22 protein-coding genes, 1 tRNA gene and 2 pseudogenes are annotated in these 22,525 nt (G+C 63.2%); 22 read left to right on the plus strand and 3 right to left on the minus strand.

Annotated features, from left to right (window positions below; translation table 11 throughout):
* The first annotated feature begins 21 nt into the window (after positions 1 to 21).
* The 12 genes and pseudogenes from glyA to AB3L03_RS35540 all read left to right on the plus strand — a co-directional run bounded on the left by glyA (position 22) and on the right by AB3L03_RS35540 (position 13,085).
* On the plus strand, positions 22 to 1,320 hold the full coding sequence (gene glyA, locus AB3L03_RS35485; RefSeq protein WP_368507961.1) for a serine hydroxymethyltransferase: 1,299 nt from the start codon (positions 22 to 24) through the stop codon (positions 1,318 to 1,320).
* 30 nt (positions 1,321 to 1,350) lie between these two features.
* Positions 1,351 to 1,833, plus strand: coding sequence for a transcriptional regulator NrdR (gene nrdR / locus AB3L03_RS35490; RefSeq protein ID WP_007603426.1), 483 nt, complete (start codon positions 1,351 to 1,353; stop codon positions 1,831 to 1,833).
* Complete coding sequence (gene ribD / locus AB3L03_RS35495; RefSeq protein WP_085357405.1) at positions 1,830 to 2,978, plus strand: bifunctional diaminohydroxyphosphoribosylaminopyrimidine deaminase/5-amino-6-(5-phosphoribosylamino)uracil reductase RibD; 1,149 nt, start codon at positions 1,830 to 1,832, stop codon at positions 2,976 to 2,978. The genes nrdR and ribD overlap by 4 nt, the downstream gene beginning before the upstream one ends.
* Entirely contained in the window at positions 2,978 to 3,601 is a 624-nt protein-coding gene (locus AB3L03_RS35500) for a riboflavin synthase (protein WP_368507962.1), read from the plus strand. Before ribD ends, AB3L03_RS35500 begins: the two co-directional genes overlap by 1 nt.
* Before the next feature lie 72 nt (positions 3,602 to 3,673).
* Positions 3,674 to 4,165 (plus strand): 6,7-dimethyl-8-ribityllumazine synthase, encoded by a 492-nt coding sequence (ribH, locus tag AB3L03_RS35505; RefSeq protein ID WP_018456854.1) that lies wholly within the window; start codon positions 3,674 to 3,676, stop codon positions 4,163 to 4,165.
* 2 nt (positions 4,166 to 4,167) lie between these two features.
* Positions 4,168 to 4,665 (plus strand): transcription antitermination factor NusB, encoded by a 498-nt coding sequence (nusB, locus tag AB3L03_RS35510; RefSeq protein ID WP_007611091.1) that lies wholly within the window; start codon positions 4,168 to 4,170, stop codon positions 4,663 to 4,665.
* Between the two features lie 176 nt (positions 4,666 to 4,841).
* A pseudogene (thiL, locus tag AB3L03_RS35515) lies at positions 4,842 to 5,839 on the plus strand (thiamine-phosphate kinase).
* A 235-nt stretch (positions 5,840 to 6,074) separates the two neighbouring features.
* Positions 6,075 to 8,194: pseudogene (locus AB3L03_RS35520) on the plus strand (sodium-translocating pyrophosphatase).
* A 391-nt stretch (positions 8,195 to 8,585) separates the two neighbouring features.
* On the plus strand, positions 8,586 to 9,755 hold the full coding sequence (locus AB3L03_RS35525; RefSeq protein ID WP_368507963.1) for a class I SAM-dependent methyltransferase: 1,170 nt from the start codon (positions 8,586 to 8,588) through the stop codon (positions 9,753 to 9,755).
* Complete coding sequence (locus AB3L03_RS35530) at positions 9,752 to 11,302, plus strand: amino acid adenylation domain-containing protein (protein ID WP_368507964.1); 1,551 nt, start codon at positions 9,752 to 9,754, stop codon at positions 11,300 to 11,302. The genes AB3L03_RS35525 and AB3L03_RS35530 overlap by 4 nt, the downstream gene beginning before the upstream one ends.
* 35 nt (positions 11,303 to 11,337) lie before the next feature.
* Entirely contained in the window at positions 11,338 to 12,816 is a 1,479-nt protein-coding gene (locus AB3L03_RS35535) for a hypothetical protein (RefSeq protein WP_368507965.1), read from the plus strand.
* Positions 12,813 to 13,085, plus strand: coding sequence for an acyl carrier protein (locus AB3L03_RS35540; protein ID WP_368507966.1), 273 nt, complete (start codon positions 12,813 to 12,815; stop codon positions 13,083 to 13,085). Before AB3L03_RS35535 ends, AB3L03_RS35540 begins: the two co-directional genes overlap by 4 nt.
* A gap of 72 nt (positions 13,086 to 13,157) precedes the next feature.
* On the opposite strand, the gene AB3L03_RS35545 is transcribed toward AB3L03_RS35540, so the two are convergent.
* Together AB3L03_RS35545 and AB3L03_RS35550 are read right to left on the minus strand one after the other, a co-directional pair.
* The gene (locus tag AB3L03_RS35545; RefSeq protein WP_026233252.1) at positions 13,158 to 14,159 is read right to left on the minus strand and encodes a tripartite tricarboxylate transporter substrate binding protein; all 1,002 of its coding nucleotides are present in this window, start codon (positions 14,157 to 14,159) and stop codon (positions 13,158 to 13,160) included.
* 85 nt (positions 14,160 to 14,244) lie between these two features.
* Positions 14,245 to 14,730, minus strand: coding sequence for an outer membrane protein assembly factor BamE (locus tag AB3L03_RS35550; protein ID WP_018456846.1), 486 nt, complete (start codon positions 14,728 to 14,730; stop codon positions 14,245 to 14,247).
* A gap of 98 nt (positions 14,731 to 14,828) precedes the next feature.
* On the opposite strand from AB3L03_RS35550, the gene AB3L03_RS35555 reads away from it, so the two are divergent.
* From AB3L03_RS35555 to AB3L03_RS35585, 7 genes are all read left to right on the plus strand, one after another.
* Entirely contained in the window at positions 14,829 to 15,380 is a 552-nt protein-coding gene (locus AB3L03_RS35555) for a ubiquinol-cytochrome C chaperone family protein (RefSeq protein WP_026233251.1), read from the plus strand.
* Positions 15,377 to 15,940, plus strand: a complete 564-nt coding sequence (locus tag AB3L03_RS35560) for a DUF177 domain-containing protein (RefSeq protein ID WP_085353405.1) — start codon at positions 15,377 to 15,379, stop codon at positions 15,938 to 15,940. The genes AB3L03_RS35555 and AB3L03_RS35560 overlap by 4 nt, the downstream gene beginning before the upstream one ends.
* A gap of 297 nt (positions 15,941 to 16,237) precedes the next feature.
* Positions 16,238 to 17,299 (plus strand): phosphate acyltransferase PlsX, encoded by a 1,062-nt coding sequence (gene plsX / locus AB3L03_RS35565; protein WP_018456843.1) that lies wholly within the window; start codon positions 16,238 to 16,240, stop codon positions 17,297 to 17,299.
* On the plus strand, positions 17,296 to 18,276 hold the full coding sequence (locus tag AB3L03_RS35570; RefSeq protein ID WP_026233249.1) for a beta-ketoacyl-ACP synthase III: 981 nt from the start codon (positions 17,296 to 17,298) through the stop codon (positions 18,274 to 18,276). Before plsX ends, AB3L03_RS35570 begins: the two co-directional genes overlap by 4 nt.
* 133 nt (positions 18,277 to 18,409) lie before the next feature.
* The gene (locus AB3L03_RS35575; RefSeq protein ID WP_018456841.1) at positions 18,410 to 18,751 is read left to right on the plus strand and encodes an integration host factor subunit alpha; all 342 of its coding nucleotides are present in this window, start codon (positions 18,410 to 18,412) and stop codon (positions 18,749 to 18,751) included.
* Positions 18,752 to 18,778: 27 nt separating this feature from the next.
* Positions 18,779 to 19,357: a MerR family transcriptional regulator gene (locus tag AB3L03_RS35580; protein ID WP_007611070.1), complete on the plus strand. Its 579-nt coding sequence runs from the start codon at positions 18,779 to 18,781 to the stop codon at positions 19,355 to 19,357.
* A gap of 110 nt (positions 19,358 to 19,467) precedes the next feature.
* Positions 19,468 to 19,545, plus strand: a tRNA-Pro gene (locus AB3L03_RS35585).
* Between the two features lie 61 nt (positions 19,546 to 19,606).
* Here AB3L03_RS35585 and AB3L03_RS35590 read toward each other — a convergent pair.
* Positions 19,607 to 20,035 carry a hypothetical protein gene (locus AB3L03_RS35590; RefSeq protein WP_368507967.1) on the minus strand — a complete coding sequence of 143 codons (429 nt, stop codon included), beginning with the start codon at positions 20,033 to 20,035 and terminating at the stop codon, positions 19,607 to 19,609.
* A 263-nt stretch (positions 20,036 to 20,298) separates the two neighbouring features.
* Here AB3L03_RS35590 and AB3L03_RS35595 point away from each other — a divergent pair, with 263 nt between their 5' ends.
* The 3 genes from AB3L03_RS35595 to AB3L03_RS35605 all read left to right on the plus strand — a co-directional run bounded on the left by AB3L03_RS35595 (position 20,299) and on the right by AB3L03_RS35605 (position 22,242).
* Positions 20,299 to 20,544, plus strand: a complete 246-nt coding sequence (locus tag AB3L03_RS35595; RefSeq protein ID WP_085364696.1) for a hypothetical protein — start codon at positions 20,299 to 20,301, stop codon at positions 20,542 to 20,544.
* A 666-nt stretch (positions 20,545 to 21,210) separates the two neighbouring features.
* Positions 21,211 to 21,558: a hypothetical protein gene (locus AB3L03_RS35600; protein ID WP_018455146.1), complete on the plus strand. Its 348-nt coding sequence runs from the start codon at positions 21,211 to 21,213 to the stop codon at positions 21,556 to 21,558.
* A gap of 234 nt (positions 21,559 to 21,792) precedes the next feature.
* A complete protein-coding gene (locus AB3L03_RS35605; RefSeq protein WP_368507968.1) occupies positions 21,793 to 22,242 on the plus strand; it encodes a hypothetical protein in 450 nt (149 codons plus the stop codon).
* Positions 22,243 to 22,525: the final 283 nt, after the last annotated feature.

Here is a 22,525-nt window from a genome sequence, read left to right on the forward strand (position 1 = left end):
GGCGGTGGAGATATTCGCAAGATGACCTTCGCCAAAACCGCCTCCGCGCCCGATTCGTTTTTCACCGCCTCGCTCGAGCAGGCTGACCCGGAAATCGCAGCCGCCATCAAGGGCGAGCTCGGCCGCCAGCGCCACGAGGTCGAGCTGATCGCCTCCGAGAACATCGTCAGCCGTGCCGTGCTGGAAGCGCAGGGTTCGGTGATGACCAACAAATACGCGGAAGGCTATCCGGGCGCGCGCTACTACGGCGGTTGTGAGTGGGTCGACGTCGCCGAGAACCTCGCGATCGATCGTGCCAAGAAGCTGTTCGGCGCCAACTTCGCCAACGTGCAGCCGAACTCCGGCAGCCAGATGAACCAGGCGGTGTTTCTGGCGCTGCTTCAGCCCGGCGACACCTTCATGGGCCTCGATCTCGCGGCCGGCGGCCATCTCACCCACGGCTCCCCGGTCAACATGAGCGGCAAGTGGTTCAAGGCCGCGCACTACACCGTGCGCCGCGAGGACCAGATCATCGACATGGACGCGGTCGCCAAGCAGGCCGAGGAGGTCAAGCCGAAGCTGATCGTGGCCGGCGGCTCGGCTTATTCGCGCGCCTGGGACTTCAAGCGCTTCCGCGAGATCGCGGACAGCGTCGGCGCGTATCTCCTGGTCGACATGGCGCACTTCGCCGGTCTCGTCGCCGGCGGCGTGCATGCCTCGCCCGTGCCTCACGCGCACATCACCACCACCACGACCCACAAGTCGCTGCGCGGTCCGCGTGGCGGCCTGATGCTGTGGAATGATGAGGCGCTGACCAAGAGATTCAACTCGGCGATCTTCCCGGGCCTGCAGGGCGGCCCACTGATGCATGTCATCGCGGCCAAGGCGGTCGCCTTCGCCGAGGCGCTGCGGCCGGACTTCAAGGTCTATGCCAAGAACGTCGTCGAGAACGCCAAGGCTCTGGCGGAGGCGATGAAGGGCCACGGGTTCGACATTGTCTCGGGCGGCACCGATAATCATCTGATGCTGGTTGACCTCCGGCCGAAGGGCCTGAAGGGCAACGCCTCGGAGAAGGCGCTGGTTCGCGCCGCCATCACTTGCAACAAGAACGGCATTCCGTTCGATCCCGAGTCACCGTTCGTCACCTCCGGTATTCGTCTGGGCACGCCGGCTGCGACCACGCGCGGCTTTGGTGTCGCTGAATTCCAGCAGGTCGGCGGCATGATCGCCGAAGTCCTCAACGCGATCGCGCAGTCCGACGACGGCAAGGCGCCGCTGGTGGAAGCCGCGATCAAGGAACGGGTCAAGGTGCTCACCGACCGTTTCCCGATCTATCAGTAAGGCTCAAGAAAAACCGGTCAAGGTCAACGGATGCGCTGCCCGAACTGCAACAGTCTCGATACGCAGGTGAAGGACTCGCGTCCGACCGAGGACTCTTCCGTGATACGCAGGCGGCGCGTGTGCGTCGCCTGCAATTTCCGCTTCACCACCTTCGAGCGCGTGCAGCTGCGCGAGCTCACGGTGATCAAGCGCAACGGCCGCCGCGTGCCGTTTGACCGCGACAAGCTGATGCGCTCGGTGTCGATCAGCTTGCGCAAGCGGCAGGTCGAGCCGGAACGGGTGGAGAAGATGGTCTCCACCATCGTGCGCGAGCTCGAGACGGGGGGCGAGGCTGAAATCTCCTCGGAGGTGATCGGCGAGACCGTGATGGAGCATCTGCGCACGCTCGACGACGTCGCCTATGTCCGCTTCGCCTCGGTCTACCGCAATTTCCGCGAGGCCAAGGATTTCGCCGACGTGCTCGGCGAGCTCTCCGGCGAGGAGGAAGCGCGGCTCGCCGCGATCCGCAAATGATCTTCCGCATCCTGGAGGATCAATTCGCGCAGAAGGCGCGCGAGTCCAGGGATGCCGACCGGCGCTTCATGGAGCTTGCGCTGGCGCTCGGCCGGCGCGGGCAGGGAAGTACCTGGCCCAATCCCGCCGTCGGCGCCGTCATCGTCAAGGACGGCGTGATCGTCGGCCGCGGTTGGACCCAACCTGGCGGACGGCCGCATGGCGAGCCTGAAGCGCTGCGGCGCGCAGGCGAGGCCGCGCGAGGCGCCACGCTCTACGTCACGCTGGAGCCGTGCTCGCATTTCGGCAAGTCGCCACCGTGCGCGGACGCCGTGATCGCCGCCGGCATCAAACGCGTGGTGGCCGCGATCGAGGATCCCAATCCGGAAGTCGCCGGTCAGGGCCACGCACGCCTGCGCGCCGCCGGCATCATGGTGGATGTGGGTCTGTGCGCGCGCGAAGCCGCCTTCGATCACGCCGGGCATTTCCGTCGCATCAGGGATCGCCGCCCGCATGTGATCCTGAAGCTCGCGGTCTCGCCCGACGGCAAGATCGGCGCGGCCGGCGGCAAGCCGGTCGCGATCACCGGCGAGGCGGCGCGCAACCGGGTGCATCTCCTCCGCGCGCAAAGCGACGCCATCCTGGTCGGCATCGGCACCGTGCTGGCGGACGATCCGCAGCTCGACTGCCGCCTGCCGGGCATGGCGGTGCGCTCGCCGGTGCGGGTGGTGCTCGACCAGAATCTGCGTATTCCCGGCGCAAGCAGGCTCGTGGGCTCCGCGCGCGAGATTCCGCTATGGGTGGTGGGTTCTGAACTCGCGGAGGCCGCGGCCGCCACGCGGCTCGGTGCGGCCGGTGCGCAGGTGATCCGCGTGCCGCCCGGCAATGCCTCGGGACTCGATCTTGCGGCCGTGCTGCATGCATTGGCCGGCAAGGGCATCACGCGGCTGATGGTCGAGGGCGGCAGCCGCGTCGCGGCGTCCTTCATCGCCGCGGACCTCGTTGACGAGATCTGGCTGTTCCACGGCGCGGAAGCGGTGGGCGCCGACGGGGTGGATGCGCTCGCTGCATTGCCCCTGTCGAAAATCACGCAGTCGCAGGCCTACAAGGTTCATGCTAGCGAGACCTTCGATCAGGATACTCTCACCATCTACGAGCGCGCGTGATGTTCACCGGCATTGTCACCGATATCGGCGAGATCGTCGGCTTCACGCCGACGGCGCAGGGCCAGTTGCACCGGCTGCGCATCGCCTGCCGCTACGAGCAGACCACCATTGCGGACGGCGCCTCGATCGCCTGCAACGGCGTCTGCCTGACGGTGGTTGCTTCCGGCGTCGAAGGCGGCAAGGACTCTGCTCAAAGGACCTGGTTCGACGTCGATGCCGCGGCCGAGACGTTGGCGCTGACGACCGCAAAGCATTGGAGGGTCGGCACCAGGCTCAATCTCGAGCGTGCGCTCAAGATCGGCGACGAGCTTGGCGGGCATATCGTCGCCGGCCATGCCGATGGCATCGCGACCCTCGTCAGCCGCGAGGACCTGCCCGACATGGCGCGGTTCGAGCTCTCCACGACGCGGGAGCTGGCGCGGTTCATCGCGACCAAGGGCTCGATCACGCTCGACGGCGTCTCGCTGACGGTTAATACGGTGAAGGACGTGACCTTTTCGGTGCTGATCATCCCGCACACCCTGACGGTCACGACGATCGGCGGCTGGAAGGCGGGAGATGAGGTCAATATCGAGGTCGATCTGATGGCCCGCTGCGCGGCGCGGCTGACGGAAATGAAGTGACGGCGTCTTTAAACTTGGCTTACCCGCTGGTGGCGACTACATAGCGCCAACCCCTGTGGAACGGATTTGACGATGGCAGACGCGCGGCGCGCACCCCTGAAGGACCAGACCGACGTTTCCGGCGCACGCGCGCTGATCGTCGAGGCGCGGTTCTATGACGATCTCCAGGACGCGATGCTCGAAGGCGCGGTGGCCGAGCTGAAGGCGGCCGGTCTGACCCACGACGTCATCACGGTTCCCGGTGCACTGGAGATTCCTGCGGCGATCGCCATCGCGGTTGACGCCGCGGCGACCAATGGCAAGCCCTATGATGCCGCGATCGCGCTCGGCTGCGTGATCCGTGGCGACACCATCCATTTCGAGATCGTCTCGCAGGAATCCTCGCGCGCGCTGATGGACCTGGCGGTGGCGCGAAAGCTGCCGCTCGGCAACGGCATCCTCACCGTCAACACCGAGGCGCAGGCCTGGGCGCGGGCGCGCGCCAGCGAGCTGAACAAGGGCGGCGATGCCGCGCGGGCCGCGATTGCGATGCTGCGCATAAAGCGCCGGCTGGCGCGGGCTTGATCATGGCCGATAACAACAAGAAGCCGCCGGCCGGCACGGAGAAGAAGGCGAACCGGCGCGGTGCGGCGCGGCTCGCAGCCGTGCAGGCGCTGTACCAGATGGATATCGGCGGTGCCGGCATCAACGACATTTTTGCGGAGTTCGAGAGCCACTGGCTCGGCAACGAGGTCGAGGGCGACACATATCTCCCGGCGGAAGCGGCGTTCTTCCGCGACGTCGTCTCCGGCGTCGTGCGCGACCAGAAGAAACTCGATCCGCTGATCGACGAGGCGCTGTCGAAGGGCTGGCCATTGAAGCGCATCGAAGCGATCCTGCGCGCGGTGCTGCGGGCAGGGGCCTACGAATTGGAACACCGCAAGGACGTGCCGGGCCGCGTCGTCGTGTCCGAATATGTCGACGTCGCCAATGCCTTCGTCGACCGCGAGGAGACCGGCATGGTCAACGCGGTGCTCGACCAGATCGGCCGCCAGTTTCGCGGTGACGAGTTCGGGCGGGGGTGAATTGAGGCGCAGGGCGGTGAATTGATGCGATGTGGCTGCCCCATATTCCGCCGTCATCACCCGCGAAGGCGGGTGATCCAGTACGCCGCGGCCTATCGATGTCACACGATCGTCTCTGGAATACTGGATCGCCCGGTCAAGCCCGGCGATGACAGCGAAGTGTGTGGCTGACGCTGATGACAAACCCGCACAATCCCTCCGCCGAAGACTCCCTCATCGCGCGCTATTTCAAGCCGCTGGCGACTGATCCCGGCGCCTTGGGGCTGGTGGACGATGCCGCCATCCTGCAGGCGCTCGGCAGCGACATCGTCGTCACCACCGACGCGGTGGTCGAGGGCGTGCATTATCTTGCCACCGATCCGCCCGATACCATCGCGCGCAAGGCGCTGCGGGTGAACCTGTCCGATCTCGCCGCCAAGGGGCCGTGCCGGCCGGCTTCGTGCTGACATTGGCGCTGCGCAGCAAGGAAGACGCTTGGCTCAGGCCGTTCGCGGACGCGCTCGGCGAGGATGCGAAAACCTTCGTCTGTCCGCTGCTCGGCGGCGACACGGTGTCGACGCCGGGGCCGCAAATGATCTCGATTACCGCCTTTGGCCGCGTGCCGCAGGGGCGGATGGTCGGCCGCACCGGCGCCCAACCGGGCGACCGTATCCTGGTGACGGGGACGATCGGCGACGCCGCGCTTGGCCTTGACGTGCTCAAGGGCGGCGCGGTCGCGAATGCGCTGGCCTCCGATCCGCACGCGCGCGAGACGCTGATCTCGCGCTATCGCGTGCCGCAGCCGCGCAATGCTCTCGCGCAGTCCGTGCGTGACCATGCGACGGCTGCGATGGATGTCTCCGACGGCCTTGCTGGAGATATGACCAAGCTCTGTGCGGCATCAGGCGTCTCGGCCACGATCGACGTGACGAGCGTGCCGCTCTCGGCCGCTGCCGCCGGCCTGATCGCAGGCAAGGTCGTTTCCGTCGAGACGCTGCTGGCCGGAGGGGACGATTACGAGGTGCTGTGCACCGCTCCGCCAGCGCAAGCCAACGCGCTGATTGCCTTGGGGCGTGCGGCAGGCCTTGCCGTCACGGCCATCGGCACGATCGTCGCGGGCCATGAGCGGCCGCGCTTCCTGGACGGGCAGGGCCAGGAGCTGGTCTTGAAGCGGCTCTCCTACAGCCACTTCTAGGAATTGCTCCAAACCGGCGTCCCGGCTGCCAAGACAGGCTAAATACCTGCCGAGATCGGCTTTTCGGCCTTATCTGGCGTTGCACCCTCAATTTGATTTTGGCAAGGTCGTGACCGACTAAGGCCGCGCCTTCGGGCAAGGAGCGGCCTTCTTCAAAATCAAGGCGCCGCACCGCACGACGGAAAACAAAAGGCGCCGGGGGTACGTTCATCAAGGATCTGAGGCAAAAAATCACATGACAGCATTATGGTTGATTGTGCTCTGCGGAGTGCTTTCCGTCGTCTACGCGATCTGGGCGACGTCTTCGGTGTTGAGCGCGGATGCGGGGTCTCCGCGCATGCAGGAAATCGCGGCAGCGGTGCGCGAAGGCGCCCAGGCCTACCTGCGGCGTCAATACACCACGATCGGGATGGTCGGCATCGTCATCTTCGTGCTGCTTGCCTATTTCCTGGGACTCTACGTCGCGATCGGTTTTGCCATCGGCGCGATCCTGTCGGGGGCGGCCGGCTTCATCGGCATGAACGTCTCGGTCCGCGCCAATGTGCGCACCGCCCAGGCGGCGACCACGTCGCTCGCGGGTGGTCTCGAGCTCGCCTTCAAGGCGGGCGCCATCACCGGCATGCTGGTGGCGGGTCTCGCGCTGCTTGGCGTGACCCTCTATTTCGGCTTCCTGGTCCATTCGCTGAAGCTTGCGCCTGACAGCCGCGTCGTCATCGACGCCATGGTGGCGCTCGGCTTCGGCGCCTCGCTGATCTCGATCTTCGCTCGTCTCGGCGGCGGCATCTTCACCAAGGGTGCGGACGTCGGCGGCGACCTCGTCGGCAAGGTCGAGGCCGGCATCCCCGAGGACGATCCGCGCAACCCGGCCACCATCGCCGACAACGTGGGCGACAATGTCGGCGACTGCGCCGGCATGGCCGCCGACCTGTTCGAAACCTATGCGGTGACCGCGGTCGCCACCATGGTCCTGGCGGCGATCTTCTTCGCCAAGACGCCGATCCTCGCCGACATGATGACGTTGCCGCTCGCCATCGGCGGCATCTGCATCATCACCTCGATTATCGGCACCTTCTTCGTGAAGCTCGGGCCGAGCCAGTCGATCATGGGCGCGCTTTACAAGGGTCTGATCGCAACCGGCGTCCTCTCGCTGGTCGGCATCGCCGGTGTGATCCATTACCTGATCGGCTTCGGCAAGCTCGCCGGCGTCGACTATACCGGCATGGCGCTGTTCGAGTGCGGCGTGGTCGGCCTTGCCGTCACCGCGCTGATCATCTGGATCACCGAATACTACACCGGCACCGACTATCGTCCGGTGAAGTCGATCGCCCAGGCCTCGGTGACCGGCCACGGCACCAACGTGATCCAGGGCCTCGCCATCTCGATGGAAGCGACCGCGCTGCCCGCGATCGTCATCATCGCCGGCATCCTGGTCACCCACAGCCTCGCCGGCCTGTTCGGCATCGCGATCGCGACCGCCACGATGCTGGCGCTCGCCGGCATGGTCGTCGCGCTCGACGCGTTCGGTCCGGTGACCGACAACGCCGGCGGTATTGCCGAGATGGCGGGCCTGCCGAAGGAGGTTCGCAAGTCGACCGACGCGCTCGATGCAGTCGGCAACACCACCAAGGCGGTGACCAAGGGCTACGCGATCGGCTCCGCCGGTCTCGGCGCCCTGGTGCTGTTCGCGGCCTACAACGAGGATCTCAAGTTCTTCATTGCGGACTCCGCGCACCACGCCTACTTCGCCGGCGTCAAACCGGACTTCTCGCTCAACAATCCCTACGTCGTGGTAGGCCTGTTGTTCGGCGGTCTCTTGCCGTATCTGTTCGGCGCGATGGGCATGACCGCCGTGGGCCGCGCGGCGAGCGCGATCGTCGAGGAGGTCCGCCGACAATTCCGCGAGAAGCCGGGCATTATGCAAGGCACCGACAAGCCGGATTACGGCAAGGCGGTCGACCTTCTGACCAAAGCGGCGATCAAGGAAATGATCATCCCCTCGCTGCTTCCGGTGCTGTCACCGATCTTCGTCTACTTCGTGATCTATGCGATCGCGGGGGCGGGGCGGCCGGCAAGTCGGCGGCGTTCTCGGCGGTGGGCGCGATGCTGCTCGGCGTGATCGTGACGGGCCTGTTCGTCGCGATCTCGATGACCTCGGGCGGGGGCGCCTGGGACAACGCCAAGAAGTACATCGAAGACGGTCATTTCGGCGGCAAGGGCAGTGACGCCCACAAGGCGGCCGTGACCGGCGACACCGTCGGCGATCCCTACAAGGACACGGCCGGCCCGGCGGTGAACCCGATGATCAAGATCACCAACATCGTGGCGTTGCTGCTGCTGGCAGTCCTCGCGCACTGAGGTAGACGTTGCTGAACGAAGACCCCGCGGCGCAGGCCTGCGGGGTCTTTCTTTGCGTGTGCTGCCGGAGGCCGGCGCATCATCTGAACATGAAACCCGCCCGGCGGGACGCGGAACGCAACAATCCGGTCATCAGAGCGATCCATCAATGCCGGGGGCGTAAGCCGCCCGAAAATGTGCACCCTACGCGTGCGCACATTTAGGGTTGCTTAACCGGCCGAGTTCTAGAAATACGAGAGACTGTCAGCGGCATCTTAGGGAGCTCCGCAGCACGCGTGTGGTGCTCCGCGCGCGGCGCGCTCTCGACATGCTCAGGGGTTCGCTGCCCGCCGTCCGCGAGAGGGAGGTTCCGTTGCCTGCACGGCCTGTGAACGAGATTGAGCGGGCATTGATGGCGCATCCGGGCGTGGCGGATGCTTTCCTCAGCGCCGAGCCTGGCCACGGCGGTCAGTCCGAGGTCGCTTTCGTCGCAATTGACCCCGATCATCTGAGCGCCGGCAAGGCGAAGCGTCTCCAGGCCGAGTCGGATCGCAGAGTTGCGCAATGGCGTCGCGCTTTCGATCAAGCATATCGCCATGACGCCGGCGGTGTTGTGCCGTCATTCGTCGGTTGGACCAGCAACTTCACCAACAGGCCCATTCCCGAACCCGATATGGTCCATTGGCTCGATCATACGATCCTGCAAATTCGTGCTCTTGGCGCAAGGCGGGTGTTGGAGATCGGGTGCGGCGTCGGCTTGCTCGTCGAAAAGCTCGCGCCCGGCTGTGACGTATATTGCGGGACCGACCTCTCGCCGGTGGCCGTTCAGCGGCTGCGTGCGTTCGCGCAGCCGAAGCCCGAGCTTCGGCATGTCGAGTTTCTAGAGCGGGAAGCCGCCGATTTGAGCGGCTTGCCGCTGAATTCGTTCGATGCAGTGGTGCTCAATTCCGTCGTGCAATACTTTCCCGGCATCGAATACCTGCACTTAGTCTTGGAGCAAGCCGCAGGCCTGGTGGCTCCTGGGGGGCACATCTTCGTCGGCGACGTTCGTAACCTCGAGCTCCTGCCGGTCTTCCATCGCGAAGTTCAATCCGCGAAAGTTTCGGGAGCCACGGATGCCGCGCTCGCGCGAAAGATCTTCCTGTCGATCGCCCAGGAGCGCGAGTTGGTGATCGACCCCCGCTACTTTCAGGGTATTTTCGGATCCATCCCGCGGATATCGGGTGCGGAAATCCTGCTCAAGCGCGGATCAAGCTACGAACTGACCCGCTATCGCTACGACGTGGTGCTGCGTGTCGATGGCGAAGCTGCTTCAGCTGACAGCGAGAACAGCAGCCTCGTGCCGGACATGAAGCAAGGGGAAAGTGAGGGCAGGCCGCTGGCGACCGATCCGATGGCCGCCGCGTTCCTTCAGCATCTCGGCATGGAGCTGGGGGACGTGTTGCAGGCCCAGTTTCCGGAGGCGAAATTGCCGGCGGCCGTGATCGCGCTCAACCAGCGAGATTTTGCCGAGATCGTACAGGCCTCGTCGAACGCGTCGGGCGATCGCGGCGACAATGAATTGATCGAGGCGTCGGTATGACCGCCCATAATCTGGCGCTGCATTTCGAAGAGACCGTTGCGTCCTCGCCGGACGCCGTCGCCCTGTTGTGCGAAGGCGACAGCTTTGCCTTTTCGGAGCTCAACCGGTTGGCAAACCGGTTGGCGCGTTGGTTGACATCGCGGGGCGTCAACAAGGGCGCCGTGGTGTGCCTTGAATTGCCGAAAATCGCCGAGGCCTATGCGCTCGCGATCGCCTGCATCAAGATCGGAGCACCCTATGCCTTCCTCGATCCTGCGGCCCCCGAGGAACGTGCCCGGCTGATGCTGGAGCGATGCCGGCCCGCGCTGATCGTCAGCGTGCGCGAGGGAGCTGGGCCGCGGACATTGATCGGCGATGCAATTGCCCGGGCTGCCTTGCATCATGCCCTGTCGCAGCTTGAAGACGACAATCTGCCGCTGACATCCCTGATCACCGGGGCCGATCCGGCCTATGTCATGTTCACCTCGGGATCGACGGGCGAACCGAAGGGCGTGGTCATCCCCCATCAAGGGGTGCTTCACCTGATCGCCTGGGCGAAGAGCGATCTTGGAATTGGACCCGGTGACCGGCTGACGAATGTCAACCCGATCTATTTCGACAATTCGGTCTTCGACATCTATGCCGGCTTCCTGAACGGAGCGGCGGTCGTCGCGCTGGACGCGCAGAAGGGGCGGCCCCCTGCAGAGCTGGTGTCGGAGATCACCAAGCATCAGTGCACGTTCTTCTTCGCCGTGCCGACCCTCTTCATGTTCCTGGACTCCATGCACCTTCTGAGCCCGAATTGGCTGCCGAGCGTCAGCCGGTTCATGTTCGGCGGTGAAGGGTTTCCGCTGGCCCGGCTTCGTCGGTTCCACGACGCGTTTGCCGGCAAGGCGAAGCTGATCAATTGCTACGGCCCGACCGAGACGAGCTGCATTTGCAGCGGTTTCGAGATCGTCGAATCCGTTTTTGAGACCAAGGACGGGTTGGCGCCACTGGGGCGGCTCAATCCCAATTTCAGCTACCGGATCCTGGACGAAGAGATGAAGCCGGCGCTTGCGGGCACTGCCGGCGAGTTGTGGCTGGGAGGCCCTGGGGTAGGGCTCGGCTACATCAACAACCCGCAAGAGACCGCCCGCCGTTTCTGTCAGGACCCTCTGATCGACGGCTATCGGTCGATCCTCTATCGGAGCGGCGACCTCGTGGAGGCCGACCTTGAAACCGGCATCCTGCGTTTCCGCGGTCGCGCGGATAATCAGGTCAAGCTTCGGGGGTATCGGGTCGAGCTGGAGGAGATCGACCACGCGCTGATGGCGTGTAGGGGAATAACCCGTGCGCTCGCCGTGGTGCAGCACGACGCCAGTGGCGCCAGTCGGCTGCTGGCCGCGTATTCGGGTGCAAGAATGGCGGAAAGCGATCTGCGCCAGCACTGCACTGCGCACCTTCCCGCCTACATGGTGCCGGGCCGGTTCATCTGGATGGAAGACATTCCCGTCAATGCCAATGGCAAGGCAGACCGGCGCTCGGTAGCGTCACTGCTCGGCGAAGCTGTTACAAGGGCCTCGTAGATGCAACAGCTCGTAGTGATCGCGCGCGTTGTCCGATGAGTGTTGAAAGCCAGCCCTACGGCTACGCGCCATCGGGTCTTCCTGCGAAGCCGTCGTGGCGGTTGATCCCCAAGATCGATCGGGACCCGAGGCTCGTGGCGGGGGTCCAGGACATCGGTGGCCGCCTGCTGCTCTGCTGCGCGGTCGGACTGCTCGCGGTTTTGTTTCGGCAGATAGGTATCGATTTTTCAGCGGCGGGACTCGCGCTGGTGTGCGCCTATGCCGGCCGGTACCGGCGCGTCCTGATCTTGCTCGCAACCTTGTTGCTGCTCTATCGCAGCGGCTTCCTGATCGACCGTGGTTTTCTCGAACGGCTGACGATCGACGAAGGCGTCGGCGACCGGATCCATCAGCCGCTGCTGGAAGCGGTCATGCTGGTCGTCGTGTTTGCGCTGTTCGCGGGCCTGCTGATCATGCAGGGGCCAGGGACGGTGGTCTTCCGCCGCCCGACGCTCAGCCTGTTGCTGGCGTTCCTGGCACTCGTCGCGCTGACGCAGGCCACGATGATGGCCGGCCTGCCGCGTGTTCTGCTGTGGTCGTTTCTGATGACGTTCCAGCCCTATTTGTGGTTTCTTGCCTATGGTTTGGCCGATGCGGGCAGGAAGCGATCTCCGGTGTGGCGGCACCTGAGCGTTTTCCACCCCTTCTGGGGATCGTCGCTGACGCCGTTCGGGAAGGGGCTGTCTTATCTCGACCGCTTCGAGGCCAAGACACCCGAGGAGCTTGCAGTGACGCAGCTCAAGGGCGTCAAGCTTGCGGTCTGGATCCTTGTGCTCGCCATCGTCAGAGTCTGTCTCGTCGAGATCGTCCACGGACGTTTGCAGCTTCCAATGTTCGACGACAACCTGCTGCAATATCTCGCGCGCCATCCCTGGCCGCGTTTCGTCGGATGGGCGAGCCTCGTCAGCTTCTTCGTCGAGGACTTGCTGAGCATGACCGTGTTCGGCGGCGTCATCATCGCCACGGCGCGACTTGCCGGCTTTCGCCTGCTGCGCAACACCTACCGGCCTCTGGAGTCAACGACGCTCGCGGAATTCTGGAATCGCTACTATTTCTATTACAAAGAACTGCTCGTCGACCATTTCTTCTACCCCACCTTTGTTCGCTGCCTCCGCGGCCATCGCCGGCTTCGCATGTTCTTCGCCACCTTTGCCGCGGCCTGTGTCGGCAACCTGCTGTTTCACTTCATCCGCGATATTCATTTCGTCGGCGAAATGGGCCTTTGGCGGGCGGTGGTCGGTCAGCAATCGCACGCGTTCTACACGTTTGTCTTGGCCATCAGTGTCGGGCTCTCGCAGATGCGCCGCGTCCCGCAACTGGCGCCGCGAGGATGGCTGCGTGGCCGCTTGCTGCCTTGCCTGTGGGTGTCGAGCTTCTTTTGTCTCATTCACGTCTTCGATGCGCCGCTCGACCGCGAGCATTCGCTCGGGCAACGCGCCGAATTCCTGTTCTATCTCCTGGGAGTCTCGACATGACCACGAAAGCCGGCCCTGAAGTCAGATCGCAGATGCGACGCTACATCGTGCAGCGGCTGCTGATGAAGGGCGACAGCGCGCCGCTTGGTGACGATGATCTGCTGTTCACCAGCGGCCGCCTCGATCTGCTCGACGCGGTCGAGCTGATCATGAGCATTGAGACCGACCACGGGATCAACTTCTCCGACATCGGCTTCGATTTGACGCGCCTGGACTCGATTTCGGCGATTGCCGCTTTGGTGGGACAGCCGTCGGCCGAGCTTGCATAGCAACCGAGGGTCGCCACGCACTCAACGCGAAAGCGCGGCCCGGCGCTGCATGTTGGTCCGCGGATGCGAAGGCTACTGCACGTCCATCTGCAGCCCTTCCTTCTGGATGATGCCGGCGAACTTCTTCGTCTCGGCGTCCACGAAGGCGGCAAACTGGTCGGGCGTGCCGTAGTCGGCGCGGGCGCCCATGGCCAGGATGTTCTTCTTGATGTCGTCGCGCTCGAGCATCGCCTTCACTTGAAGGTTGAGCGCTTCGAGAACGGCAGGCTGCACACCCTTCGGCAGGAACACGGAGAACCACGACGAGACGTCGAAAGCCGCAAGCTCCGGCGCGCTCTCGCGCATGGTCGGCAGGTTCGGCGCGAGGTCGCTGCGCTCGGTCGTGGTGACGCAGAGGCCGGTGAGGGTGCCGTTCTGTACCTGCGGCAGGCTCGGATAGAGGTTGTCGAACAGGATCTGGATGTCGCCGGCGAGCGCCGCCTGGAGCGCGGGACCGGCGCCGCGGAACGGGATGTGTGTCATCTTCAGCCCGGTGAGCTGCAGGAACCAGGCGCCGGTGAGGTGAGGGCTCTGGCCGACGCCGGAGGAGGCGTAGCTGAGCTTGTCCGGATTGGCCTTGAGATAGGCGACCAGCTCGGCGATCGACTTGATGCCGGTCTTGGGATGCGCCGAGACGATGTTCGGGATCCGGATCATGTTGGAGACCGGCTGGAGCTGGTCCGGCTTGTAGGTGAGGTTCTTGAAAATGCTGTAGGCGATCGCGTTCGGGCCGGGATTGCCGATCAGGATGGTGTGGCCGTCCGGCTTGGCGCGGACCACCTCGGCCGTGCCGATCGTACCGCCGCCGCCGGACCGGTTTTCCACCACGGCCGATTGGCCCCAGGCGGCCTGCAGATGCGCCGCCAGAAGCCGACCCATCACGTCGGTCGAACCGCCGGCGGCAGCCGGCACGACGAGGCGGACGTTTTCGGTCGGCTTCCAGTCCGCCAAGCTCGATCGCGGCAGGATCGCTGCGGCCGAGATAGCGGCAGCGCCAGTGAGCACGCGACGGCGGGACAGCAATTGATTGGGCACAGATCCACTCCCTGCATCTTATTTTGCAGGAGCGTATGGAAGCGTATGCGCAACGGCAAGCCGCACGAAGCCGCAGGCTGAAGGCTCAGTTAAAGCTGAGCAGCTTGAAGATCGGCGTGAGGTAGCTCATCTCCTGGCCCGAGGTCGGCGTCGTCCGGCTGATGAAATCGAAGATCTTGCCGTCCTGGAGACCGTAATTCGCAAGCCGGCGCACACGCCGGTTCTTGTCGAAATAGACCGCGATGACGCGCTGATCGACCACCCTCTGGTTCATGAAGGCGACAATGCGCTCGGAGCGCTGGGAGATGTAATAGAACACCTCGCCGTCGAGGGTTGCGACGGTGGAGGGGGTGCCCATCACGATCAGCACCTGGTCCTGGCTCGCACCGATCGGGATCTGCTCCAGTGCGCCGGGCGGCAGGATGTAACCCTTCTGGAACTGCTCGCCGGTGCAGCCCGCAAGCGCGGCGCCAACCAGGGCCGCGGCCGCGAACAGGCGCAAGCCGCGCCAACGTGCATGAAGGCCGCGCGGCTTGTCTGCACGCAGGCTGGTCTGGTTCGTTATCGTCATAGCGGAACTGATTCCGTCCCCTTGCGTCGCGCGAGGCGCTGAAGTACCGGGCGGAGGCTCTGAATGCAACACGCGCGCGCCCGCTTGCGGAAACCACAATGCTTTGGCCGTTCAATCACTTCAGGAAACCCCGCCTAGCCTCGCCGGGCACCATTGAAGCCATCTATGGCATGATCGTGACGCAGGCGCGAGAACCCATGTTTTACCGCGACTTGGGCGTGCCGGATACCGTTAACGGGCGTTTCGATCTGTTGCTGCTGCACCTCTGGCTGCTGCTGCGCCGCCTGCGCACGGTCCAGAGCGCCACCGAGCTGTCGCAGGCGCTGTTCGACCGTTTCTGCGAGGACATGGACGACAATCTGCGCGAGATGGGGATAGGCGACCAGACCGTGCCGAAGCGGATGCGGGCCTTCGGCGAGGCGTTTTACGGCCGGGTCCAGGCCTACGATCAGGCCATGGAAGGCGGCGGCGAGGCGCTGGCATCCGCGATCTGCAAGAATATCTTGAATGGGGCCGGCATGGACCAGGCGCAGCAGCTCGCAGCCTATGCCAGGGCGGCCGAGGCCAACCTCGCCCAGACCGGCGAGGCCGCACTGCTGGGTGCGTCCTTCAAGTTTCCTCCAGCGCTTCCTGAGGATGTGACGCCATGACCCGACCGATACCAGCATCCGGGCCCGATCCCTGGCGGGTGCCCGTCATCGTTGCACAGATCCCGGATACCGGCCTGCATCGCAAGCTCGAGGCCTCGGCCGCCGAGCGGCAGGCCATGGCTGAGACGGCAGGCTTGCGCGAGGTTATCTCGGTCCAGGCCGATTTCGATGTCGTGCCGAAAAGCGGCAACCGGATCCAGGTCACGGGGCACGTTCGCGCCCGGATCGGCCAGACCTGTGTGGTCACGCTTGACCCGATGGAGAGCGACATCGACGAGGAGGTGGACCTGATATTCGCCCCCGAGGCCGAGGTCCGCCGCCTGGCCGACCTGATGGAGGAGGGGCACGACGATCAGGAGCAGGTCGCCGACCCGCCGGAGGCGATCGTCAATGGCATCATCGACCTTGGGAGGCTTGCCACCGATGCCCTGTTCCTGGCGGTCGATCCCTATCCGCGCAAGCCGGGGGTCGTGTTTGAGCCCGAGGTTATCGCCCCCGATCCGGAGGACCACCCCTTTGCGGTCCTGAAGGCACTTCAGGACGGGAAGAAAGACAAATAGGTGCCACCTTCTCCAGAGGACCGCTTCGGGACGGGGCGAGATGTTTGCGGCGGTGGTTTGAAAAGCTCGATTATCCGTTTGATTTTGATGTACTTCTTGTGAATTAGTCCGTCCGCAGCCCGATGCTCCCGAATGCAAAAGGCTGGGGGCAAGAGGTTGTTTCGGGATAACAAAACGCTATTGTCGCGCCCCGGTCCGGGTGCGGCGTGGCGCTTGACCGACCGCCATGTTCGTGGCGAACCCATTTGCGGCCCCGCTCGTTCAAGACCGCACCAGACCCAGGTTTCCAGGACTTTTATGCCAAGCAAGGTTCGCATCGCGCTTGACGCCATGGGGGGCGACGCCGGCGCCGCGGTGGTCATCCCAGGCGCCGCCATCTCGCTCCAAAGGCATCGCGAGATCGAATTCCTGCTGATCGGGGACCGCGCCAAGATCGAACCCGAGCTCGACCGCCACCCCGCGCTGAAGGCGGCCTCGAAGATCATCCACACCGATGTCGCGGTCAGCGGCGAGGAAAAGCCGAGCCAGGCGCTGCGGCGCGGCCGCAGGACCTCGTCCATGTGGCTTGCCATCGATGCGGTGAAAAAGGGCGAGGCGGATGTTGCGGTCTCCGCCGGGAATACCGGGGCGCTGATGGCGATGTCGCGCTTCCACCTGCGCACGCTGCCGGGCATCGACCGTCCGGCCATTGCCGGCATGTGGCCGACCAGGCGCGGCGATTCCGTCGTCCTCGACCTCGGCGCCAGCATCGGCGGCGATACGCATCATCTGGTGTCGCTCGCCATCATGGGCGCGGCGATGGCCAGCGTGTTGTTCAACAAAAAGCGTCCCACGGTCGGCCTGCTCAATATCGGGGTCGAGGAGATCAAGGGGCATGAGGAGATTCGCGAGGCCGGCGAAATCCTGCGCGCCAGGAACCTGCCCGAGCTCGACTATCTCGGGTTCGTGGAGGGCGACGGCATCGGCAAGGGGGTGGCGGATGTCATCGTCACCGAGGGCTACAGCGGCAACATCGCGCTGAAGGCCGCGGAGGGAACCGCGCGGCAGATGGCGGAATTGCTCCGGGACGAGATGAAGCGGGGCTGGCTGTCAAAGCTCGGCTATCTCTTTGCGCGCAACGCCTTCCAGGCCCTGCGCAACAAGATGGATCCGAACAAATCCAACGGCGGCGTGTTGCTGGGGTTGAACGGGATCGTGGTCAAGAGCCATGGCGGAATCGCTGCCGAAGGCTTTGCCTATGCGATCGATGTTGGCTATGAGATGGTCAAATTCGATCTCCTCAACAAGATCAATCAGATGCTCAATCGCGAAGGTGGTGCACTCAGTTCCGTGCAGGCCGCGCAGGAGGCTGTTTCGTGACTCAAATTCGTTCGGTCGTGCTGGGCTGCGGCTCTTATTTGCCGGAGCAGGTGGTGACCAACGCCCAATTGGCGGCGCGCATTGACACGTCCGACGAGTGGATCGTGCAACGCACCGGCATTCGCGAGCGGCATATCGCGGCCGAGGGCGAGTTCACCTCGCATCTGGCGCTGAAGGCGGCGCAGGCTGCGCTCGCGGACGCTGGCGTGGACGCGCAGTCGATCGACCTGATCGTGCTCGCGACCTCGACGCCTGACAACACCTTCCCCGCAAGCGCGGTCGCCGTGCAGCACGGGCTCGGCATCAACCATGGCGCGGCCTTCGACCTTCAGGCGGTGTGCTCGGGCTTCGTGTTCGGGCTCGCCACCGCCGATAATTTCCTGCGCACCGGCGCCTTCAAGCGCGCGCTGGTGATCGGCGCGGAAACCTTCTCGCGCATCCTCGACTGGACCGATCGCGGCACCTGCGTGCTGTTCGGCGACGGTGCCGGCGCGGTGGTGCTGGAGGCGCAGGAGCAGCCGGGCAATGCCGCGACCGACCGCGGGATCGTGACCACGCATCTGCGCTCCGACGGCCGTCACAAGGCGAAGCTGTTCGTCGACGGCGGCCCGTCCTCGACCCAGACTGTCGGCCATCTGCGCATGGAGGGCCGCGAGGTCTTCAAGCACGCGGTCGGCATGATCACCGACGTGATCGTCGACGCCTTCAAGGCGACCGGGCTCAATGCCGACAGCATCGACTGGTTCGTGCCGCACCAGGCCAACAAGCGAATCATCGATGCGTCCGCGCACAAGCTCCATATCGCGCCGGAGAAGGTGGTGCTGACGGTGGACCTTCACGGCAACACCTCGGCGGCCTCGATCCCGCTGGCGCTGTCGGTGGCGCGCAAGGACGGCCGCATCAAGCGCGGCGACCTGGTTCTGCTCGAAGCCATGGGCGGCGGCTTCACCTGGGGCTCCGCGCTGGTGCGCTGGTAAGCCACACTCGGTAAAATTTTGCCCGAATCAGCGCGGATTATCGATGCGCCTGCATTGATGAGCGCTGTTGACCGCTGTATCGTAAGCTCATAATTTCAGACAACAATTGTTCGCCGTGATGTGGGGCAGGGCGATGACCGATCAAAGTAAAACCGTAACGCGTGTCGATCTGTGCGAAGCCGTCTACCAGAAGGTGGGGCTGTCGCGCACGGAATCGTCTGCCTTCGTGGAACTCGTGCTGAAGGAGATCACCGATTGCCTTGAGAAGGGCGAGACGGTGAAGCTGTCCTCGTTCGGCTCCTTCATGGTCCGCAAGAAGGGTCAGCGCATCGGTCGCAACCCGAAGACCGGCACCGAGGTGCCGATCTCGCCGCGCCGGGTCATGGTGTTCAAGCCGTCGGCGATCCTGAAGCAGCGGATCAACGCCCAGCACCGCACCAATGGCGACGCCAGCAAGGCGCAACCCGAGGCGTAATCCGCCCTCTGGATAAGGATTTGGCATTTGGACAAGGCGCCGGATGCGTTCCGAACCATCAGCGAAGTAGCGCAGGAACTCGACATTCCGCAGCACGTGCTGCGGTTCTGGGAGACCCGATTCTCCCAGATCAAGCCGATGAAGCGCAGCGGCGGCCGCCGCTATTACCGCCCCGACGACGTCGACCTGCTCAAGGGCATCCGCCGTCTGCTCTACGGGGAGGGCTACACCATCCGCGGGGTGCAGCGGATCCTGAAAGAGCACGGCGTCAAATCGGTGCAGGGCCTCGCCGACAGCGCGGCCGCGGTCTCGTTCGGCGCCATCGAGGACGCCGTAGGCGCCAGCCTGATGGAGCCCGAGGAGGAGACCGGCGTCCGCGGCGCCCGCGACAGCGACGATGACGACTACCAGGGCGAGGAGGAGGAGGGCATCGACTTCCGCTTCTCCGAGACCGACGACGAGGAAATCCTCACCACCTTCCGCAAGGGCGGCACCCCCGCCGCGCCCGCAGGCCCCAGCGCCATCGACCGGGAGCGCCTCGGACGGGTGCTCGCCGAGCTCATCGCCTGCCGCGAAATGCTGGATCAGGCATTGAAGGACGCCTGACGCCGGACTCCGTCGGCTTTGGGCCAGTTCCGAGGCCTTTCGGCGGAGACAGCAAAATGGTGTCACCTCGCCTTGCGCAAAGCGGCGATCCTAGCTAATGGAACGACGTTCGGAGCGTGGCGCAGCCCGGTTAGCGCACTAGTCTGGGAGACTAGGGGTCGGAGGTTCAAATCCTCTCGCTCCGACCAAAACTTAGCCGGATTTCAGGGCGTCCGGATTTTCTCAAGGGTAACGGATAGGGTAACGGGCTTATGTCGCCGGGATGTGAATAGCCCGGATAACCAACGACAGCTTGCCCGCGTGTACGTGGGGCGTACCACCATCGCGCGTTGATCTGCCCGGAGCCAGGCACATGGGCACCTCGGATCGTAGATCGCTGACCTTTGAACAAGCGAGGGTTTGGCACCTCTCCCGGCGCAGCTCGACCGCAAGGAACTTAGTCGAGAACTTCGGGCGAAGCTTTGGGCCTGCATTCATGCAAGGCTTGATCGAGCCTACACCGACATTCTCCATTATCGTGGAAACTGGTCCAGAATTCTGAAGGATCTGCATGTCGACCACCACCACGTTCGCATCGACAAATTCAATCCGAACGGGATCGTCACCAAGATCGGTGACTTGTTCGAAAAAGCCGAATGCCACAAGGTGTACGGTTGGCTTTAGGCTGTTCTTCGGCACCCAAATTGTCCGCCTGATCTCGGTCCAGCAGTTCAGTTGGTATTAGAGAACTGCCGCGCGGCTTACCGCATTGAAGACGGTGTGTTCTGGCCGACTGCCTCAACAGAGGAAGCCGACGCGCTTATCCAGGCGAACGCAGCATTATCTGCTTCGCAATTCGGTGGCGCAAAACTCACTTAAAAAATGCTGCTTCGAAACTCACCGAAGGAGATTACCCAGCAAGCGTTCGTGAAAGTATCAGCGCAGCGGAGTCAGTTGCGCGCGTGCTCGAACCTACTGGCGATCTTTCGAAGGCATTGTCGGGATTAGAACAGAGGATTGCTCTCCATCCGGCGCTTAAAAAGGCGTTCCTATCACTCTATGGATATACGAGCGATGAGAAGGGCATCCGACATGCGCTCTTAAGTGAGGCTGAAGCGGACGTTGATGAAGCTGACGCGATCTTCTTTATCGGAGCATGCGCATCGTTCCTCACCTATCTGATTTCCAAGTCGCACACCAGGCGGTAGGGCAATCGGAGTAATCGACGACGTCCGTAAGTGGCTAAACGACGTACCGCTATGGAAGGAACTCGGGACGATACCTGATCGGACGAAGGCGCTTGAGGAAAAGGTTGCCGCATTGGAGGCGGCCCTAAACGGCAAACGGCCAGGCGACGTATGCCCTTCTGCGGTGCGCAAGGCGGTTCCGATGGCGACGATTTACGCAACTCTGGAAGCCCTCGAAAAGAAGGGGTTCGAATCCATGAAAAAGTGCTGCAATTAGCGTAACGCAGCGTAACGGAGCACTAGTCAGCAGAACTAAGGCGCTGCAATCCAGCGCGCGAGGGCGCTGCGATTCGGTGCGAACGAGCGCGCGGATTAATGGACGGCTTCGAGGGCTTCGAGCGGATTGAAGAACGGCTTCGGTTGGCCGCAATACAATTCTTGCCTGCGCTTGAACTTAGCAGCAACAATGAAGACACATTAGTACGGGCTTTGATCTGGGGATCATGCTGTCGGGAATGAGGGTATCAGATGGTCACGTATCGTCTATCGAAACCCCGAATTGTAAAGCAACCATCGGTAGGAACTGGCGACGACGAAGTTTCACTGCCCGTGTGTTGGGCTTGCGCCCTTAGCTCCTGGCTTGAAGCCACTCGCGGGGTCAGTTGGTCATATAGCTCAATCATCCAAATGTTTCAGATGTACTGCAATGGAAATGCGCTCGATCTTGCGTACTTTGGTGAGATTGCAAACAGCCTCTCGATCAACATGGATTACGAGGAAATCGACAGAGCCGACCTCACGTTCGACTATGTATACGAAAAGATGTTTCCTCTGGCGGGGACGTCCGGGAACCATCTCTACATAGTAATGGAAGGGAAAAACCCAGCTCATGTAGTCGTCGCTTATGGGATTCAGCGGGACAACACCGACTACATCGCGATTATGGATCCGCTTCGGGGTGTGCTCGCTGCTCCTACCCTTTCTACCTTCAGAAACAAGGCCACTGGCTTCTTGATAGGCTGGCCCAGGCGATAACGATTGTGAAGCCTACGTCGGGCGGCGCAGCGATTTCTTTCTATTTGTTGCGTTGTAGCCCCGCCCTTACCATTTACCACCGTCGCCGTACCCCGGGCAGTTGGGCGCGGTCTCTCTTGTGCTCTATTTTCTCTCTCTTTTTCCTGTCTACACATTAGTGTCCTGTCCATTTCAATTCACTTCCAAGTTGACTCATGTCGTTGGTTCACTGGTTCACCTATAGGGATAACCAAAGTGAAATCAAAACGATTGGAGCCTTCAACCATAGAAGTCGCGCTGGAGCTTGAACGGATCGCTGCTGTGTTGCGGAATAGCCAAGCCATTGCGGACCAATCTCGGAAGCAAATAGCTGAGATGGGAAAGAGCGCTTCACCTTGGCAAAGGATCAAAGAAGACGGGTATCGAGGATTTGCCGATTCAGATTTGATCAATGCCTTCGAGAAGATATGTGTTGCGTCGCAGGCCAAAGGTCTTCTGATCTTAAGGGAGGGAGAGCTAGAAGGCTTTTGCAGGAGCTTTTCCCGCAGAAACAAGGCCGAATGGTTAGCGTCAGTCTTACAGCTGGACCTTGAACAAGACGAAAGACTGGTCGAGGCTCGAATCTTTGCGACTAGCATGCTGAGCGTCGTCGCTCGAGTAATTGATGGGCTCCCTCGACTCAAACCTGGATCAGCCACTCTGTAGTTTGATGCCGGGGCGCGGGCGGCGGGCGTGCCGGTCGAGCTGCATCTGCTCCGTGACCAGCCGCACAATTACGCGCTGATGCCGACGCCGGAGGGGCGAGGCGCGCGTGCGATCATTCTGCGGGCGGTGGCTTAAGGGGAAGGTGTGATCGTTGTCACAAAGCGCGCCGCCGCAATGGGGGCTGGCGCTGTCGATGCCCGCACGGAAAGACCAGTCGGCCTCCGGGGCGTTTCCTCGTTTTTAGTCTTGGTCCGTCGTCTTGGTATCAGTAGTTTTGCGGGCC

Origin of the sequence: Bradyrhizobium lupini (genome assembly GCF_040939785.1) — a bacterium.
In the GTDB taxonomy this organism is placed as follows: domain Bacteria; phylum Pseudomonadota; class Alphaproteobacteria; order Rhizobiales; family Xanthobacteraceae; genus Bradyrhizobium; species Bradyrhizobium canariense_D.

Bases quoted from the DNA above. Each gene is read 5' to 3' on its own strand.
- AB3L03_RS35600 (WP_018455146.1), top strand. From the start codon at position 21,211: ATGTTTCAGATGTACTGCAATGGAAATGCGCTCGATCTTGCGTACTTT.
- AB3L03_RS35530 (WP_368507964.1), top strand. From the start codon at position 9,752: ATGACCGCCCATAATCTGGCGCTGCATTTCGAAGAGACCGTTGCGTCC.
- AB3L03_RS35560 (WP_085353405.1), top strand. From the start codon at position 15,377: ATGACCCGACCGATACCAGCATCCGGGCCCGATCCCTGGCGGGTGCCC.
- AB3L03_RS35500 (WP_368507962.1), top strand. From the start codon at position 2,978: ATGTTCACCGGCATTGTCACCGATATCGGCGAGATCGTCGGCTTCACG.
- nrdR (WP_007603426.1), top strand. From the start codon at position 1,351: ATGCGCTGCCCGAACTGCAACAGTCTCGATACGCAGGTGAAGGACTCG.
- AB3L03_RS35535 (WP_368507965.1), top strand. From the start codon at position 11,338: ATGAGTGTTGAAAGCCAGCCCTACGGCTACGCGCCATCGGGTCTTCCT.
- AB3L03_RS35575 (WP_018456841.1), top strand. From the start codon at position 18,410: ATGACCGATCAAAGTAAAACCGTAACGCGTGTCGATCTGTGCGAAGCC.
- glyA (WP_368507961.1), top strand. From the start codon at position 22: ATGACCTTCGCCAAAACCGCCTCCGCGCCCGATTCGTTTTTCACCGCC.
- nusB (WP_007611091.1), top strand. From the start codon at position 4,168: ATGGCCGATAACAACAAGAAGCCGCCGGCCGGCACGGAGAAGAAGGCG.
- AB3L03_RS35550 (WP_018456846.1), bottom strand. From the start codon at position 14,730: ATGACGATAACGAACCAGACCAGCCTGCGTGCAGACAAGCCGCGCGGC.
- plsX (WP_018456843.1), top strand. From the start codon at position 16,238: ATGCCAAGCAAGGTTCGCATCGCGCTTGACGCCATGGGGGGCGACGCC.
- AB3L03_RS35525 (WP_368507963.1), top strand. From the start codon at position 8,586: ATGGCGCATCCGGGCGTGGCGGATGCTTTCCTCAGCGCCGAGCCTGGC.
- AB3L03_RS35540 (WP_368507966.1), top strand. From the start codon at position 12,813: ATGACCACGAAAGCCGGCCCTGAAGTCAGATCGCAGATGCGACGCTAC.
- AB3L03_RS35555 (WP_026233251.1), top strand. From the start codon at position 14,829: ATGCTTTGGCCGTTCAATCACTTCAGGAAACCCCGCCTAGCCTCGCCG.
- ribH (WP_018456854.1), top strand. From the start codon at position 3,674: ATGGCAGACGCGCGGCGCGCACCCCTGAAGGACCAGACCGACGTTTCC.
- ribD (WP_085357405.1), top strand. From the start codon at position 1,830: ATGATCTTCCGCATCCTGGAGGATCAATTCGCGCAGAAGGCGCGCGAG.